Source organism: Streptomyces sp. NPDC056160, assembly GCF_042268205.1.
Classification (GTDB): domain Bacteria; phylum Actinomycetota; class Actinomycetes; order Streptomycetales; family Streptomycetaceae; genus Streptomyces.
In genome coordinates this window covers 1-13,602 of record NZ_JBHJUW010000187.1, presented here as the reverse complement: position 1 = coordinate 13,602, position 13,602 = coordinate 1, and the positions used below count along the sequence as shown (strand labels likewise).

14 protein-coding genes are annotated in these 13,602 nt (G+C 75.2%); 9 read left to right on the top strand and 5 right to left on the bottom strand.

Translation table 11 applies throughout. The features are described from left to right. Positions 1-160: 160 nt before the first annotated feature. Positions 161-694 (bottom strand): DoxX family membrane protein, encoded by a 534-nt coding sequence (locus ACFC02_RS38315; RefSeq protein WP_376366917.1) that lies wholly within the window; start codon positions 692-694, stop codon positions 161-163. 245 nt (positions 695-939) lie between these two features. Here ACFC02_RS38315 and ACFC02_RS38310 point away from each other — a divergent pair, with 245 nt between their 5' ends. From ACFC02_RS38310 to ACFC02_RS38300, 3 genes are all read left to right on the top strand, one after another. Beyond that, positions 940-1,521: a hypothetical protein gene (locus ACFC02_RS38310; RefSeq protein ID WP_376366915.1), complete on the top strand. Its 582-nt coding sequence runs from the start codon at positions 940-942 to the stop codon at positions 1,519-1,521. A gap of 844 nt (positions 1,522-2,365) precedes the next feature. After that, positions 2,366-2,929 (top strand): hemerythrin domain-containing protein, encoded by a 564-nt coding sequence (locus ACFC02_RS38305; RefSeq protein WP_360980939.1) that lies wholly within the window; start codon positions 2,366-2,368, stop codon positions 2,927-2,929. Between the two features lie 135 nt (positions 2,930-3,064). After that, a complete protein-coding gene (locus ACFC02_RS38300; RefSeq protein WP_376366913.1) occupies positions 3,065-4,696 on the top strand; it encodes a N,N-dimethylformamidase beta subunit family domain-containing protein in 1,632 nt (543 codons plus the stop codon). A 9-nt stretch (positions 4,697-4,705) separates the two neighbouring features. On the opposite strand, the gene ACFC02_RS38295 is transcribed toward ACFC02_RS38300, so the two are convergent. After that, positions 4,706-5,620 (bottom strand): hypothetical protein, encoded by a 915-nt coding sequence (locus ACFC02_RS38295; protein WP_376366911.1) that lies wholly within the window; start codon positions 5,618-5,620, stop codon positions 4,706-4,708. Positions 5,621-5,840: 220 nt separating this feature from the next. Here ACFC02_RS38295 and ACFC02_RS38290 point away from each other — a divergent pair, with 220 nt between their 5' ends. After that, the gene (locus tag ACFC02_RS38290) at positions 5,841-6,884 is read left to right on the top strand and encodes a hypothetical protein (protein WP_376366909.1); all 1,044 of its coding nucleotides are present in this window, start codon (positions 5,841-5,843) and stop codon (positions 6,882-6,884) included. A 20-nt stretch (positions 6,885-6,904) separates the two neighbouring features. Here ACFC02_RS38290 and ACFC02_RS38285 read toward each other — a convergent pair whose 3' ends face one another. Beyond that, positions 6,905-7,132: a hypothetical protein gene (locus tag ACFC02_RS38285; RefSeq protein ID WP_376366907.1), complete on the bottom strand. Its 228-nt coding sequence runs from the start codon at positions 7,130-7,132 to the stop codon at positions 6,905-6,907. A 599-nt stretch (positions 7,133-7,731) separates the two neighbouring features. Next, on the bottom strand, positions 7,732-9,015 hold the full coding sequence (locus tag ACFC02_RS38280; RefSeq protein ID WP_376366921.1) for a PP2C family protein-serine/threonine phosphatase: 1,284 nt from the start codon (positions 9,013-9,015) through the stop codon (positions 7,732-7,734). A gap of 365 nt (positions 9,016-9,380) precedes the next feature. Between ACFC02_RS38280 and ACFC02_RS38275 the strand changes: the two genes are divergently transcribed. Both ACFC02_RS38275 and ACFC02_RS38270 read left to right on the top strand, forming a co-directional pair. Beyond that, complete coding sequence (locus tag ACFC02_RS38275; protein WP_376366905.1) at positions 9,381-10,190, top strand: SAM-dependent methyltransferase; 810 nt, start codon at positions 9,381-9,383, stop codon at positions 10,188-10,190. A 33-nt stretch (positions 10,191-10,223) separates the two neighbouring features. Beyond that, positions 10,224-10,991, top strand: coding sequence for an SOS response-associated peptidase (locus ACFC02_RS38270; RefSeq protein WP_376366904.1), 768 nt, complete (start codon positions 10,224-10,226; stop codon positions 10,989-10,991). Between the two features lie 75 nt (positions 10,992-11,066). On the opposite strand, the gene ACFC02_RS38265 is transcribed toward ACFC02_RS38270, so the two are convergent. After that, positions 11,067-11,486 (bottom strand): MarR family winged helix-turn-helix transcriptional regulator, encoded by a 420-nt coding sequence (locus ACFC02_RS38265; protein ID WP_376366919.1) that lies wholly within the window; start codon positions 11,484-11,486, stop codon positions 11,067-11,069. A gap of 44 nt (positions 11,487-11,530) precedes the next feature. Between ACFC02_RS38265 and ACFC02_RS38260 the strand changes: the two genes are divergently transcribed. From ACFC02_RS38260 to ACFC02_RS38250, 3 genes are all read left to right on the top strand, one after another. Then, positions 11,531-11,665 carry an alpha/beta fold hydrolase gene (locus tag ACFC02_RS38260; RefSeq protein ID WP_376366903.1) on the top strand — a complete coding sequence of 45 codons (135 nt, stop codon included), beginning with the start codon at positions 11,531-11,533 and terminating at the stop codon, positions 11,663-11,665. A 116-nt stretch (positions 11,666-11,781) separates the two neighbouring features. Continuing rightward, on the top strand, positions 11,782-12,969 hold the full coding sequence (locus tag ACFC02_RS38255; protein WP_376366902.1) for an AI-2E family transporter: 1,188 nt from the start codon (positions 11,782-11,784) through the stop codon (positions 12,967-12,969). A 117-nt stretch (positions 12,970-13,086) separates the two neighbouring features. Next, a complete protein-coding gene (locus ACFC02_RS38250) occupies positions 13,087-13,500 on the top strand; it encodes an SRPBCC family protein (RefSeq protein WP_360980957.1) in 414 nt (137 codons plus the stop codon). Positions 13,501-13,602 lie beyond the last annotated feature (102 nt).

Sequence of the window (13,602 nt, the reverse complement as noted above, 5' to 3'; positions counted from 1 at the left end):
AGGCTTCTCTGCTGCTCTGCGCGTGCTACGCGTGTCGCGGGGGCTTGTCGCGGGGCTACGGGTGTCGGGGGCCCTGTGTGCGTGACCGTCCGCGCCGTGACCCGGCGCCCGTCGCCCCCGCGCGTCGTGGCCGCCCCCGCGCCTCGCGGCCCAGGGCCCGTTACCCCGGCAGCTTGGCCCGCAGGCCGCCGATCGTGGCGGCCGGGCCCGCCGTGACTCGGACGGAGCGGCGCACCAGCCCGGCGTCGCGCCGCAGCCCGCGGGCGGTGTGCCGGCCCCGCCACAGCCACGAGGGCGACCCGCCGGTGTCGTCGGCGGCGATCAGCAGACCGCCGAGCATGGAGAGGTTCTTCAGGAAGTGGATGCGCTGCTGAGCGCGTTCGGCGGGGTCCTCGGCCTCCCAGAAGCGGTGCCCGGCCACGGTGGTGGGCACCAGCGTGGCCGCCAGGGCCAGCGCGGAGAGTCGGGGCAGCCGTCCCAGGCCCAGCAGGATCCCGGCGGCCACCTGGACACCACCGCTCAGCCGGACCACCTGCTCGGTCCGGTCCGGCAGCAGGGCCACGCGTTCGGTGAGGGGGCGCACGACCGGCTCGGCCAGCGGAGTGACGGCCTCGGGGTTGCGTACGGAGTTCATGCCTCCGGCGACGAACATGGAGGCGAGCAGGGGACGACCGGCCACGCGCAGCAGACTCATGGACCTCTCCAGACGGGTGGGGATGTACGGCCTCCGCCGGGTTCCCGGACCCACCGGATGCATTCGAGCCGGAGAGCCCGGCCGGGTCGGCCGGAACACCGGTCTACCTTCCCCGTTTTCCAGAAGTGTGCCCATCTGTGGCAATTTTCGGGACATTACGGAACCGGGGAGCGGCGTGCCCTGGTCTTACCTGCCGACCGACGAGCCGGGAACCGCCCGGCCCCGTGCATTGGGGGAACACTCACATGCCCATGCGTGTCCGCACCCGACGTAGCCTGCTCACCGCCTCCGCCCTCGCGGCGGCGCTCTCCCTGGCCGCCGTGGCCCCGGCGCTGGCCGGCACCGCGACCGACCACCCGGCCCCCGCAGCCGACCACCCGGCCCCCGCAGCCGCCGGCACCGCGCGAACGGCCCCCGGGCCGGGCCGGACGGCATCGGTGCCCGTCTCCGCTCTCCAGGGCGACCCGCGCAGCGTCAGCCAGCGCGTCGCCGACTTCTACGGCGCCTACATCGACACGGCCTGGGACGGCTCCGACCCGGCCGCGGCGGCCGACGCCAAGGCGCTGAAGGCCTTCTACCTGACCGCCGGGGCGCGCAGGAAGGTCGCCGCGTACGAGGCCAGGGAACACGCCGACGGCATCCTCTTCGCCCAGAACGTGCCGGTGCGGTGGAAGGTCGACTACACCGGTTCGGGCGGCGGCCACGCCTCCAGCAGGGTCACGCTCACCTGGAGCGACGGCAGGAACGCCCAGGTCACGAAGATCGACGTACGGTCCGACCTCAGGACCCGCAAGATCACCGACCTGAGGCCGGTCCGCCAGGGCTGAGGTCGTCCGGTCCGTCTGCTCCGTCCGCCCCGGCGGCGGACGGACGGGACGGAGCAGACGGACCGGAGGCGGCAAACGGGTCGGACGGCCAGTCGGATCGAACGGGCCAGTCGAATCAGACGGGCCGGATGAATCGGACGGACCGGGCGAATCGTACGGACCGGGCGGACCGCCGTGGTGCCCCGGCACCGCCCGGGGCACCCGGCGGGGCATGGGCGCCGAGCGACGCCCCCCAATGCCCCCCTGACCGGCCAGACGCTCTCCCTGCGCGCAGGGGGGTGCACCTGGCTGCCGCAGAGCATGAGCGAGAGCGTCGACCGGACCCTCCCGACCCGCCCCCGGGGCCGCCCCGCCCTCGCCCTGCGCGGACCGGACGCGGTCCGCTTCTTCTGCGACGCACACAACGTGCGCCGCGACGGCGCGCTCCCCGAGCGCGTGGGGCCCCCTCTTCGGCCACGGAGCCGTCCACACCTTCGACGGCGGGCCGCACCGTGAGCGCAAGCGGCTGTTCCTGCCGCTGCTGCGGGCCGACCGGATCGCGGGCCTCGTCGAGGAGGTCACCCGGGCCTGGGACGAGGCGGTCACGCACTGGGCACGGCGCCCGAACGGGTCGTCCTCAGGCCCCGGACGCCGGCCACGGCGGCGACGGGCGCCGACACGGCCACCGGCCTCCGCCACGCCCGGCGCTGACGCGGCGTCCGCCGCCCACGTCCCGGGCCGGACGGCAAGCCGGGTGCGGCCGCTCGCGTGATCCTCCGTCCGGCGGTGTGGCACGGGCCGGCCCGGGAACCCGGCGGGCGGTCCACCGGTGACACACCATCTTCGAACAGCGAGGAGCGCTGCCATGGGACACGGCGGAGACGTCATCCACGAACTGACCACCGATCACCGTGAGGTGGAGGAGATCTTCGCGCAGATCGAGGCCCTCCCGGCGGGGGACAAGAGGCGCAAGGACCTGGCGGACCAGGCCACCATCGAACTGGTCCGGCACTCCGTGGCCGAGGAGATGTACCTCTATCCGGCCGTGCGCCAGTACCTCCGCGACGGCGACGCGATCGCCGACCGGGAGATCCAGGACCACTCCGAGGCGGAGCGCACGATGAAGGACCTGGAGGGCTGCCAGGCCGACGACGCCCGGTTCGACCAGCTCATGGGCCGTCTGATGCGGGAGATCCGCGAACACGTGACGGACGAGGAGCAGAACCTCTTCCCGCAACTGCGCGAGGCGGCCACCCCCGAGGGGCTGGAGGACCTGGGCGACAAGGTGCGCACGGCGAAGAAGACGGCGCCGACCCGGCCGCACCCCTCCGCCCCCGACACACCGCCCGCGAACAAGCTCCTGGCCCCCGGGGCCGGCATGGTCGACCGGATCAGGGACGCGCTGTCCGGCCGCGGGAAGACCGGCTGACGCACGTGGCCGTCCCGGCAGAGCGCCGGTGAGTCCGCTCGCGGGGGCCGCCGAGACCTTACCGGTCCGGCGGCCCCCGCGACGCAGCTGCCCGAGCCCGCGCGCGACGACGCGGCCCGCACCCCGGGAGGACTGGTGAACCCCGACCAGGAACAGCGGCACACGCGACACGGACAGCCGCAGCCGCAGCCGCACGGCACGCATTGCACGCACTCCGCGGACGGCGCGGAACACCCGCACCCCGGCCTGCCGCGCCGGGGCTTCCTCGGGGTGTGCGCCGGCGCGGCCGGACTGGGCGCGGCGACCGCCTGCGACCACCCGGCAGCCCGCCGCACCCCGCCCGCCGCCGACCGGCACCGCCCCGAGGCGGAGCGCGACCGGCCCGGCACCGGCGACTGGCGGATCACCTCGCCCGGCCCGCCCGACGCGGTGGCCGGCTACACCGACCGGGTGAGCGTCGTGCCCGGCCAGGAGTGCGGCCTGCACGTGTCGACCACTGCGGGCTCGTTCCGCGTCTCGGCCTTCCGCGTCGGCTGGTACGCGGGGACGTACGCCCGGCTCGTGTGGCGCTCCGCGCCGGTGCGGGGCCGCGCCCGCCCGGCCGCCCGCGTGCTGTCCGCCACCCGTACCGTACGGGCGGACTGGCCGCGCACGCTCGGCGTCGACACCGACGGCTGGCCGGAGGGGGCCTACCTGCTGCGCCTGGACGCGGACAACGGCCACCAGCGCTACCTCCCGCTGATCGTGCGCTCCGCGCACGGCGCCGGCCGCACCGTCCTGCTGCACGCCCCGGCCACCTGGCAGGCGTACAACCGGTGGGGCGGGTACAGCCTCTACGACGGTGCCTCGGGCGCCTACGCGACCCGCTCCCTGGCCGTCAGCTTCGACCGGCCCTACGACAAGAACGGCGCCGAGAAGTTCCTGACGTACGAGTGGGCGGCCGTGGTCCTGGCCGAACGGCTCGGCATACCGCTGGCGTACACCACCGGCACCGACCTGCACCACGACCCCGGGGTCCTGCGCGCAGCCGCCGCCGTGATCTGCCTGGGCCACGACGAGTACTGGACCCCCGAGCAGCGCGGGCACGTCACCGCTGCCCGGGACGCGGGCACCAACGTGGCCTTCCTCGGTGCCAACACCTGCTTCCGCCGGGTCCGTCTGGAGGGCGGCGCGGCGGGGGAGGGGCGCACCGTCGTCTGCTACAAGTCCTCCTACCGCGACGACCCGTACTACCCCTCCCGCCCCGCGCAGGTCACCACCGACTTCCGGCTGGCCCCGGCCGCCGACCCCGAGTCCTCCCTCACCGGTGTGCTCTACGAGGGCTACCCGGTGGACGCCCCCTACGTCGTGCAGGCGGCGGACCACTGGCTCCACGAGGGCACCGGAGCGCGCGCCGGCGAGAGTTTCGCCCACCTGGTCGGGGTGGAGTACGACCGGGTCACGCCCGGCGCGCCCGTCCCTTCCCCGCTGGAGATCACCGCCCACTCGCCGTTGGTGCACGCAGGCGCCCGCAGTCACAGCGACTCCGCGTACTACACCGTCCCGGGCGGCGCGGGCGTCTTCGCGACGGGCACCATGCGCTGGGTGGAGGCGCTGATGGCGGGGACCGGCGAACTCGGTCGCGACCACGACATGGACGCCCGTACCCGCGCCTTCGTCACCCGCACCACGGAGAACCTCCTGCGCGCCTTCGCCGAGGGCCCGACCGCCCGTCACCGGCCCGCCCCGCGCCCCAACGTGCGCCGGCTGTACGGGACCACGGCGTGAACCCGGCCGTCACCCGGCCGCGTCGGCCGCGGCGGGCGCAGACCCCTGGCGTACGGACTCCCACAGCGCGCCGGTGAGGCCGACGGGATTGCCGGCCGGGATCACCCCGCTGTGCAGCACCGCCCGGGCCAGGGGATCGAGGAGGTCGGCCAGCCGCAGCGAGGCGTCCCGGCCCAGCGCGGTCCACGGCTGCTCCGCCGCCGCGTCCGTCCGCGCCTCCACCTCGGCGTGTGCGGCGGCCCCGGCGGGCGTCAGGGCTCCGTCCCGGCCGAGCCAGCCGCGTCCGCGCAGTTCGGCCTCGGCCGCACGCCAGGCCGGTGCGTCCCACTTGCGGCCCTCCCGCAGCAGCGCGGCGTCGCCCTCGTCGGCGGCGGCCTTCAGCACCATCGCCAGGACGGGTCCGAGCCCGAGGGAGACCAGGACGGCCACGTGGCCGTCGCCGCGGTGTTCGCGCAGCGTGGTCAGGGCCTGCCAGAGGCAGGCGGTTGCCTGTGCGGGCCGGGGCACGGCCTGGTTCGCCGCGCCCAGGACGCGCCCCGCGGTGTCCGCGCCCTCGGCCGCCGCCCACGCCAGATCGGCCGCTTCGGCCAAGTCGGGGCCGGTGGCGGCGTCCGGGCCCAGCAGCCGGGTCAGCGCCGCGCCCATCGCCCGTTCCCGGGCGGCGAGCACGTCCGCCGGAGCCGCGTAGGCCCACGCGTCCGGCAGGGCGCGGGCGACACGCTCGGGGTGGAAGACGTAGAACGCACTCGTGACGACGGGCGCGGCGACGGGACCCAGGGGGGCGGCGCGCAGCGCGAAGTAGCCCATCCAGAAACCGCGCAGGCCCAGTTCGCGGGCGGCCTCGCGGGACTCGGGCGCGAAGTAGAGGAGGTCGTGGACGGGCTCGTAGCGCTCCCACAGTGCCCGCGCCAGTACGTCAGTCATGTGTTCCCCTCCCGGACGAACGGGGGGACCCGCCGCTGCATGACAGCTGTCATGCGCAGCAGCATGGGCCATGACGGTCGTCATAACAACCCCGGGACCGGACACCGCGCCCGTCGTCTCCCCGGACGGGTCTCATTCGGACGGATCCCTGCCATGCGTGTCCATGCCAGGGCGGGTCTGCGTCAGGCGCGCGCGGGTCCCCGGGCGGACACTGGACCCCATGAGCCGTCGGTCCGCGTTCACGGCCCGGCCGGTCGGGCGCCGGGCCGTGCTCCTGGGCATGGCCGGGACCGCGCTCGGCGCGGCGGGCTGCAGCACGGCGACCGGCCCCACCACCGGGGGACACCGGGGTACCGCCCCCGCGCCGGCCGGTTCCACGACCGGTCCGCCCGCGTCGCCCGCACCGTCCGGTGCGCGTCCCGCGCATCCCGCGCTGCCCCGCACCAAGCCGTGGCGTCCCACGTCCGCCGAGGTCGAACCCGCGGTGAAACAGCGTGCCGTGGAACTGATCGAGGCCCTGGGGGCCTGGACCGGCGGCGGGGGCGGTGCGGCCGCCGCGCGGGCCAGAGCGGCCGCCGCACACCAGCGGCCCGCGCTCGCCGCCCAGGCCGGTCCCCTGCTGTCCTCGGCCGACGAGGCCGTACTGCAGGTGGTGGACGCCCAGTACGGCGGGATCCTCGCCGACTCGGCGAGCGTGCTCGTCGTGTGCCGGCAATGGACCCGGCGCGGGGCCACCGTCACGGCGGGCGGCACGACGGTCGACGTACGGCTCGCCCGGACCGGCGGCGGCTGGGTGGTCACCGCGCTGCACCCGGCCCGACCGGGGCCGCCCGAGGCCGTACCTTCGGCCGCGGCGCGCCGGGTGCTGGCCGACTCCCGGATCGAGCTGCCGCCCGCCGCCGCGGCCGACCTGCGCAGCGGCCGGGTCCACGACAGCGTGCCCGCCGCGATGCTCCGCCTGGCCGGGGCGTACCGGATCGCCGTGAGCGTGGTCCGCTCAGGGCACCCCCTGGACGTCTTCGGCACCAGCCGCCCCAGCGACCACCCGCGCGGGCGGGCCTTCGACGTGTGGCGCATCGACGGCCGGCCGGTCGTCGATGCGCGCACTCCCCGCTCGCTGGTGGAGCGGTTCATGCGGGATGCCGCGGACGCGGGTTCCTACAACGTCGGCGGACCGGTGCCGCTCTCCGGCGGCACCCGGCCGAACCAGTTCTTCAGCGACGCCACGCACCACGACCACGTCCACGTCGGCTTCCGCACCTGAGCCCGGCCCGGCACAGGCCCTCAGCCCAGGCCGGGCCAGGTCAGCACGATCATCAGTGCCGCGACCACGGTCAGGGCCGCCACGGGCACGATGACCGGGCGGGCGAGGTCCGCCCAGGCGAACGGGGCCCCGCCCCCCGCCTCGGAACGACCGTTCTTCCGGCGCCCCGGGCCCGGTTCCGCGAAGACACGGCCGGAGCCGAGCAACGAGCGGCACCAGGGGCAGTCGCCGTCCTCCCACGCTTCCATGCCGCGCTCAACGACGGGCCGGGGCCCGGGCAACGCCTGCGGCAGCCATCGTGATGCCGTCGTCACCGGGCCGTGAGCAAGCGGTGCCCCCGGCCCCCCACGCTCCCGCCACGCGGCACCCGCCCGGGCGTCCGGTGCCCCCGGCCTCACAGGCCCGGGACCCCGCGAGGCACGGGCACCGCGGGCACCGCCGAGTCCGCGCCGGCAGCCGGCCGTGGCACGCCTGTGGACGCTCCGGTGCCCCACGGCCGCACGAGCGGTGCACGTCGATCGCCCGCACCGGGCGCCCCGGGAGCGGGCGGGGGCGCGCTCGCGCGCGAGTCCGCGCAGGACGCCGTCGTCGTCCGCTTCCGGGGGCGCTCGGGTGAGGGCGGCACGCCCCGCGAGGTGCTGTCCATGCCGGAGCAACGGCGTACCCGGCCCGTCCGTACGCGCCGTGCTCCGCACCCTCACCGCATCAGGTGAGGACACCGCTCGAACGGACGCTTCTGTTCATGCGACAAGCAGCCCGGGCGGCGTGCGCCGCGGCGGGCGCCGTCCGGGCCCGCCGGGAGCCGGCTCGCCCTGGCGGAGAGCCTGCCGCGGAGCCTGTCGGGGAGTCAGCCCGCCCCGCCGGGAATCAGTTCGGCGAGCAGCAGCGTGCGGTCGTCGGTGACGTCGTCGCAGCCGGAGCCGGCCAGCAGCCGCCGGCACAGCGACGGCAGCCCGTCCGGTTCCCCGGTGTCCGGCACTTCACCGGCGCCGGCGTCGAGGGCGTGGGCCAGCCGGGTGATGCCCTGGTCGATGTCATGGGTGCGGGACTCGACCAGCCCGTCGCTGTAGAGCAGCAGCAGCGCGGGCTCGGACAGGCGCAGCACGGTCGGTTCGTAGCGGCCCGTGCCCAGCCCGAGCGGCAGCCCCGGGGTGGCGAGCGAGACGGGCGCCGCCGGACCGTCCGGCCCGCGCACCAGCGGGGGCGGGTGGCCGGCCCCGACGAAGGTGCACGTGTGCAGATCCGCGTCCCACTCCGCGTACATGCAGGTGGCGAACGGGGCACCGGGCGTGTCCCCGGCTACGGAGTCGAGCCGGTGCAGCAGCTCGCAGGGGTCGATGTCGAGGCTCGCCAGGGTGCGCACGGCGGTGCGCAGCTGGATCATGGCGACGGCGGACTCCGGCCCGTGCCCCATCGCGTCCCCGACGATCATCCCGAGACGCCGGCCCGCCCGGGGCAGGACGTCGTACCAGTCGCCGCCGATGACGTTGTCCTGCCCGGCGGGCCGGTAGCCGTGGGCGACCCGGCAGCCCTCGAACGCCTGCCCGGTGTCCGGGAGCAGGCTGCGGCGGATGGCCAGCGCGGTGCGGCGCTCGCGTTCGTAGCGCCGGGCGTTGTCGAGCGCGACGCCGGCCCGGGCCCCGAGCGACTCGACGGCCACGGCCTCGCCGCGGGTGAACGGCTCCCGGTCCGGGCCGCGGGTGCAGGCGATGAAGCCGACGGCCGTACCGCGCAGGCGCAGCGGCACGATGAGGAACGAGGCGGTGCGCAGCAGGGCGTCCACGCCCGAGTGCTCCGGCCCGGTCTTGCGCAGCCGTTCGACGGTGTGCTCGTCCACGCCGTCGAGCAGCTGCGTCTGTCCGGTCGCGAGCGCCCGAGCGTACGGCGTCTCGCGCGGGAAGACCAGGACCTCGCCGACCGGTAGGAGGTGCTCCCAGTCCTCCGCGGCGTCCGACCCTATGCGCAGGGCGAGCCTGCGCGCCTCGATCTGCGGCGGATCGGCGGCCATGCGCGCCTGTTCCTCCAGGAGCCAGCGCTGGAGCAGGTAGACCGAGGCCGCGTCGCAGAAGCCGGGTGCCAGCGCGTGCACGACGTGGCGGCCGGTCAGCCCGAGGTCGAGTTCCGATCCGATGGCGTCGGCCGCGGGGGAGAAGTGCCGGCGGCGGACCGTGACCGAGGGGTGGGGGCCTTCGGGGTCACGGGGGACGCGGGGTTCGGTGCGTTCTGTGTTCCGCAGGGTCGTTGCCTTCCGGGTGGGGCCGGTGTCGGCGAAGGGCGGGCCAGGCGGTTCGGGCGGTCCAGGCAGTACGGCGGTCCGGGTGGTCGAGGTCGGTCGGGACTCGGGGTGGTGGGGCGGCGGGGCGGTCAGGCGGTTTTCGGGGCGGCGGGCGGTCCTGTGGGCGCGGGTGCGGGCGGGGGAGCGGGGAGGCAGTGGCGTATGCCGTGGGCAACTATATGATGCCCAGTCAAGGTCACCGAGACGTAGGGGAGTTGGTCATGCCCGTGGACGGTCTGCCGCACGGCGTGGATCCGGGCAAGGCCAGTGTGGCCAGGATGTACGACGCCATGCTGGGCGGTGAGCACAACTTCGCCATAGACCGGGAGGCGGTGGCCGCCTTCACGGCGATCGACCCCCAGGTGCGCACCCTGGCCCGCGCCAACCGGGCCTTCCTCGGCCGTGCGGTGCGCTTCCTGACGGATGCGGGCGTCCGCCAGTTCATCGACCTCGGCTCCGGCATCCCCACCCAGGGCAATGTCCACGAGGTCGCCCAGACCGCGGCTCCCGGCGCCCGGGTGGTGTACGTCGACAACGACCCGGTGGCGGTCGCGCACAGCGAGGCGCTGCTCGCCGACAACCCGGACGCGACGATCGTGGCCGCCGACATCAGGCGCCCGCAGGAGATACTGGCCGCGCCCGGGGTGCGCAAGCTCATCGACTTCGAGCAGCCGGTCGCCGTGCTGATGATCACGATCCTGCACTTCGTCACGCCGCGGGAGGACCCGGCCGCCATCGTGGCCGCGTTCCGGGACGCCCTGCCCGCGGGTGGCTGGCTCGCCCTGACCCATGCCACGGACGAGGACCGTCCGGACACGGCCGCCGCCGTCGGGCAGCTGTACCGCGACCGCGCGACGTCCCCCGTCACGGCCCGGTCCCACGACGCGATCGAGGCGCTCTTCGACGGGTTCGACCTGGTGGACCCGGGGCTGGTCCATGTCCCGCTGTGGCGCCCGGGACCGGGGGACGAGATCCCGCGGAACCCGTCCTCGTACTGGGTGTACGCGGGAGTGGGCCGCAAGAGCTCGTGAGCGCGCGCGACGGGCCCGTGGCACGCTGGCCGCATGTGCGGTCGCTTCGTCTCCACTCGCGGTCCCGAGGAGCTGGCCCGGCACTTCGGGGTGACCCGGTGGAACCCCGAGGAGGTGCTGGAGCCCAGCTGGAACGTCGCGCCGACCGACCCGGTGTGGGCCGTCCTGGAGCGCGCCCCGCGCGGTGAGCGTACGGCGGCCGGGGTGCGGCGTGAGCTGAGGGTGCTGCGCTGGGGCCTGGTGCCGTCCTGGGCCGAGGACGTGCGCGCCGGCGCCCGCATGATCAACGCGCGGGTGGAGACCGTGCACGAGAAGCCCGCCTTCCGCGGCGCCTTCGCCGCGCGCCGCTGCCTGCTGCCCGCCGACGGCTTCTACGAATGGCAGCGGTCCGGAACCGAGGAGGGCCGGCCCCGCAAGCAGCCGTACTTCATCCATCCCGAGGACGGCGGGGTGATGGCGCTCGCCGGTCTGTACGAGTACTGGCGCGATGCGGCGGTGCGGGACGGCGACGACCCGGCGGCCTGGCTGACGACCTGCACCGTCATCACCACGGACGCCACCGACGCGGCGGGCCGCGTACACCCGCGCATGCCGCTCGCGCTCGCCCCCGAGCACTACGACGCCTGGCTCGACCCCGGCCACCGGGACACCGGAGACCTGCGCGAGTTGCTGGCCTTGCCGGCGGCCGGGCGGCTCGACGTCCGCCGCGTCTCCCCGGCCGTCAACCACGTGCGCAACAACGGGCCGAGTCTCGTGGCGGAGGAGGCGGGGGCGCAGGGCACGGCGGAGACGAACCCCTGACGGGTTCCGGCTGGGCGGCGGGCACGGTGGAGGCGAACCCCTGAGGGGCCCGCACGCCGACGCCGGAGGGTGCGCTCACCCGCCCGCGTCGGATGTCATGCGGCGCAGCAGCACGAGCAGGCCGGCACGGTCCTCGTCGGACAGGGGTGCGAAACACGAGGCGAGCACCTCGTCGGCGACCTGGTGACCGGCGCCCAGCATCCGTTCGCCCGCCGGTGTGAGGTGGTGCTCGATCCGCCGGCCCCGGCCCGGCCGGCGCTCGACCAGTCCCTGGGACGTCAGGCGGCCCACGAGCGTGCCGAAGGCCTGCTCGCTCTGGAAGGTGGCCGCGGACAGTTCGCGGGCCGACGCCCCCGGGGCGCGGCCGACGGCCCGCAGCGCGTCCCACCGGGCGAGCGTCGTGCCCACCGAGGACAGTGCGCTGTCGAGCGCCCGGTGCTGCCGGTACTGGGCGAGCTTGACCGCGCGGCCGAGAGTCTGCAGGTCGGCGCCCATGCGCCGAGTCCAGAACATGGCCAAGCCAGCTTATATGAAGATGTTTGGTCACAGTCGGAAACGGCCGCTTCGAGGTCATCGCCGGGGCGGGCCACCTGCCGCAACTCGAACAGCCCGACGCCACCTGCGCGCTGATCGAGGAGCACCTGCGCCGGACGGGGACCCGTGTCCCCCGATGACCGGCGCCCTGGCGCGTTGCGCCCAGGACCCCGCCCGGCCGCCCCGTACCGTGCTCTGGAGGTGACCACCGGTCACACGCTCCGGACGTGACCGGCGGTGGGCAACGGGAGGCGCGGTGGCGGGTGCGGGCGGTCCGGCGGCCGGGCGGGGCCGCGGGCGCCGGACGGGCGAGGTGGTCCTGGGCAGCAGACCGGCGTACTCCGCATGGCTCCCGCCGCGCTTCCGCCCGGTGCGGACGCCGCCTGCCGCCGAGCACCCCCGCGCCGAGCGCACGGTGCCCTGGCTGCGCGTCGCCGCCTCCTACGCCTGGCGCCTCATCCTCGTCGGTGCCGCCGTCTACGGCGTCTTCACCGTACTGGGCCGCTTCCAGCTCATCGCCGTGGCCCTGTTCGTCGCGCTGGTCGTCACCTCGGTCCTGCGCCCCTTCGCCGACCTGCTCGACCGGCTGCTGCCCAGAGCGCTGTGCGTCGCCGTCGTCCTCGTGGGCAGCCTGCTGTTCCTGTTCGGCCTGCTCGCCTTCGTGGGCGACGCGGTGGCGGGGCAGTGGGGGCAGCTCACGACCGAGCTGACCGGCGGCATCCACCGGATCGAACAGTGGCTCCAGCGTCCGCCGTTCCGGCTCAGCCCCGGCAGGCTCTCCGGGCTGCAGCACCAGCTCCTGTCCTATCTGGCCGCCCACCGGGCCGGCCTGGTCAACAGCGCCCTCAGCGGCCTCGGGCGAATCGTCGAACTGGTCACGGCCGCCGCGCTCGCCCTCTTCACCTCCGTCTTCTTCATCCACTCCGGCGAGCGCCTGTGGAGCTGGGTGCGCGACCAACTGCTGCCCGACGGGGCCCGGGTCGTCTGGGACCGGGCCGGTCACGCGGCCTGGCGCGCGTTCGCCGGGTACACGCGCGGCATCATCATCGTGGCCGCGACCAACGCCGTACTGGTCGGTATCGCCCTGTTCGTGCTGCGGGTGCCGCTCGCGCTGCCGCTGGCCCTGCTGGAGTTCTTCGCCGCCTTCATCCCGCTGGTCGGCTCGCCCATCGCCCTGGCCGTGGCCACGGTCGTCGCGCTCGCCGGACGTGGCCCGTTCACGGCGCTGGCCGTGATCCTGCTCATCGTCGTCATCGGCGAACTCGAGGGCCACGTACTGCATCCGCTGGTGATGAGCTGGGCGGTCCGGCTGCACCCGCTCGTCGTGGCCGTCTCCGTCATCGCGGGCAGCATCGTCGCCGGGGTGATCGGCGCGATCGTGGCCGTGCCCTTCGTCTCGGTCGTCTGGGCCGTCCTGCGGGCCCTGCGTCCCGAACCGTCGTAGCGTCCGGGCCGCCGCGGCGCCGGGCCGCCCGGCCCACGCGCCTCGGGCACGCTTTTCGGCCGCGCCAGAACGGGCACGCGGTCCGGGTACGACCCCGAGTGGAGGGAGGGTGACGCGATGTCCGAGTACGAACGTTCACGCACGATGCCGGCGCAGCCCGAGCAGGTCTTCGACCAGGCCGCCGATGTCGGTCGGCTCGACGCCTGGCTGCCCGACGCCCTGCACGTGCACGCCGAGGAACCACCTGCCGTGACCGTGCACGAGGACGACACCGGCGAGGACACCTCCGCGCTGCTGCGCGCCGAGCGCGACCAGATGCGGATCGAGTGGGGCACCCGGGAACAGGGCGGTTACGCCGGCTGGCTCCAGGTCGCCGGCATCGGCAGCGGCGCCAGCGAGGTGACCGTGCACCTGTCGTTCTTCGAGGACAGTCACGATCCGGGCGAGCGTGCCGCCTGCGACGCCCTCGACAGCAGTCTGCGGCGGCTGGAGGAGCAGGTCCGGATACGGGTCGACAACGCGGCCGGCTGAGCCGCGCCGGGCACCGAAGAGCGGGAAGAAGTCCGGACCGGAGAGGACGGGAAGCAGCAGAGCGGAAGGGTGTGGACATGCCGCGGCGTGCGGTCCGGAGAC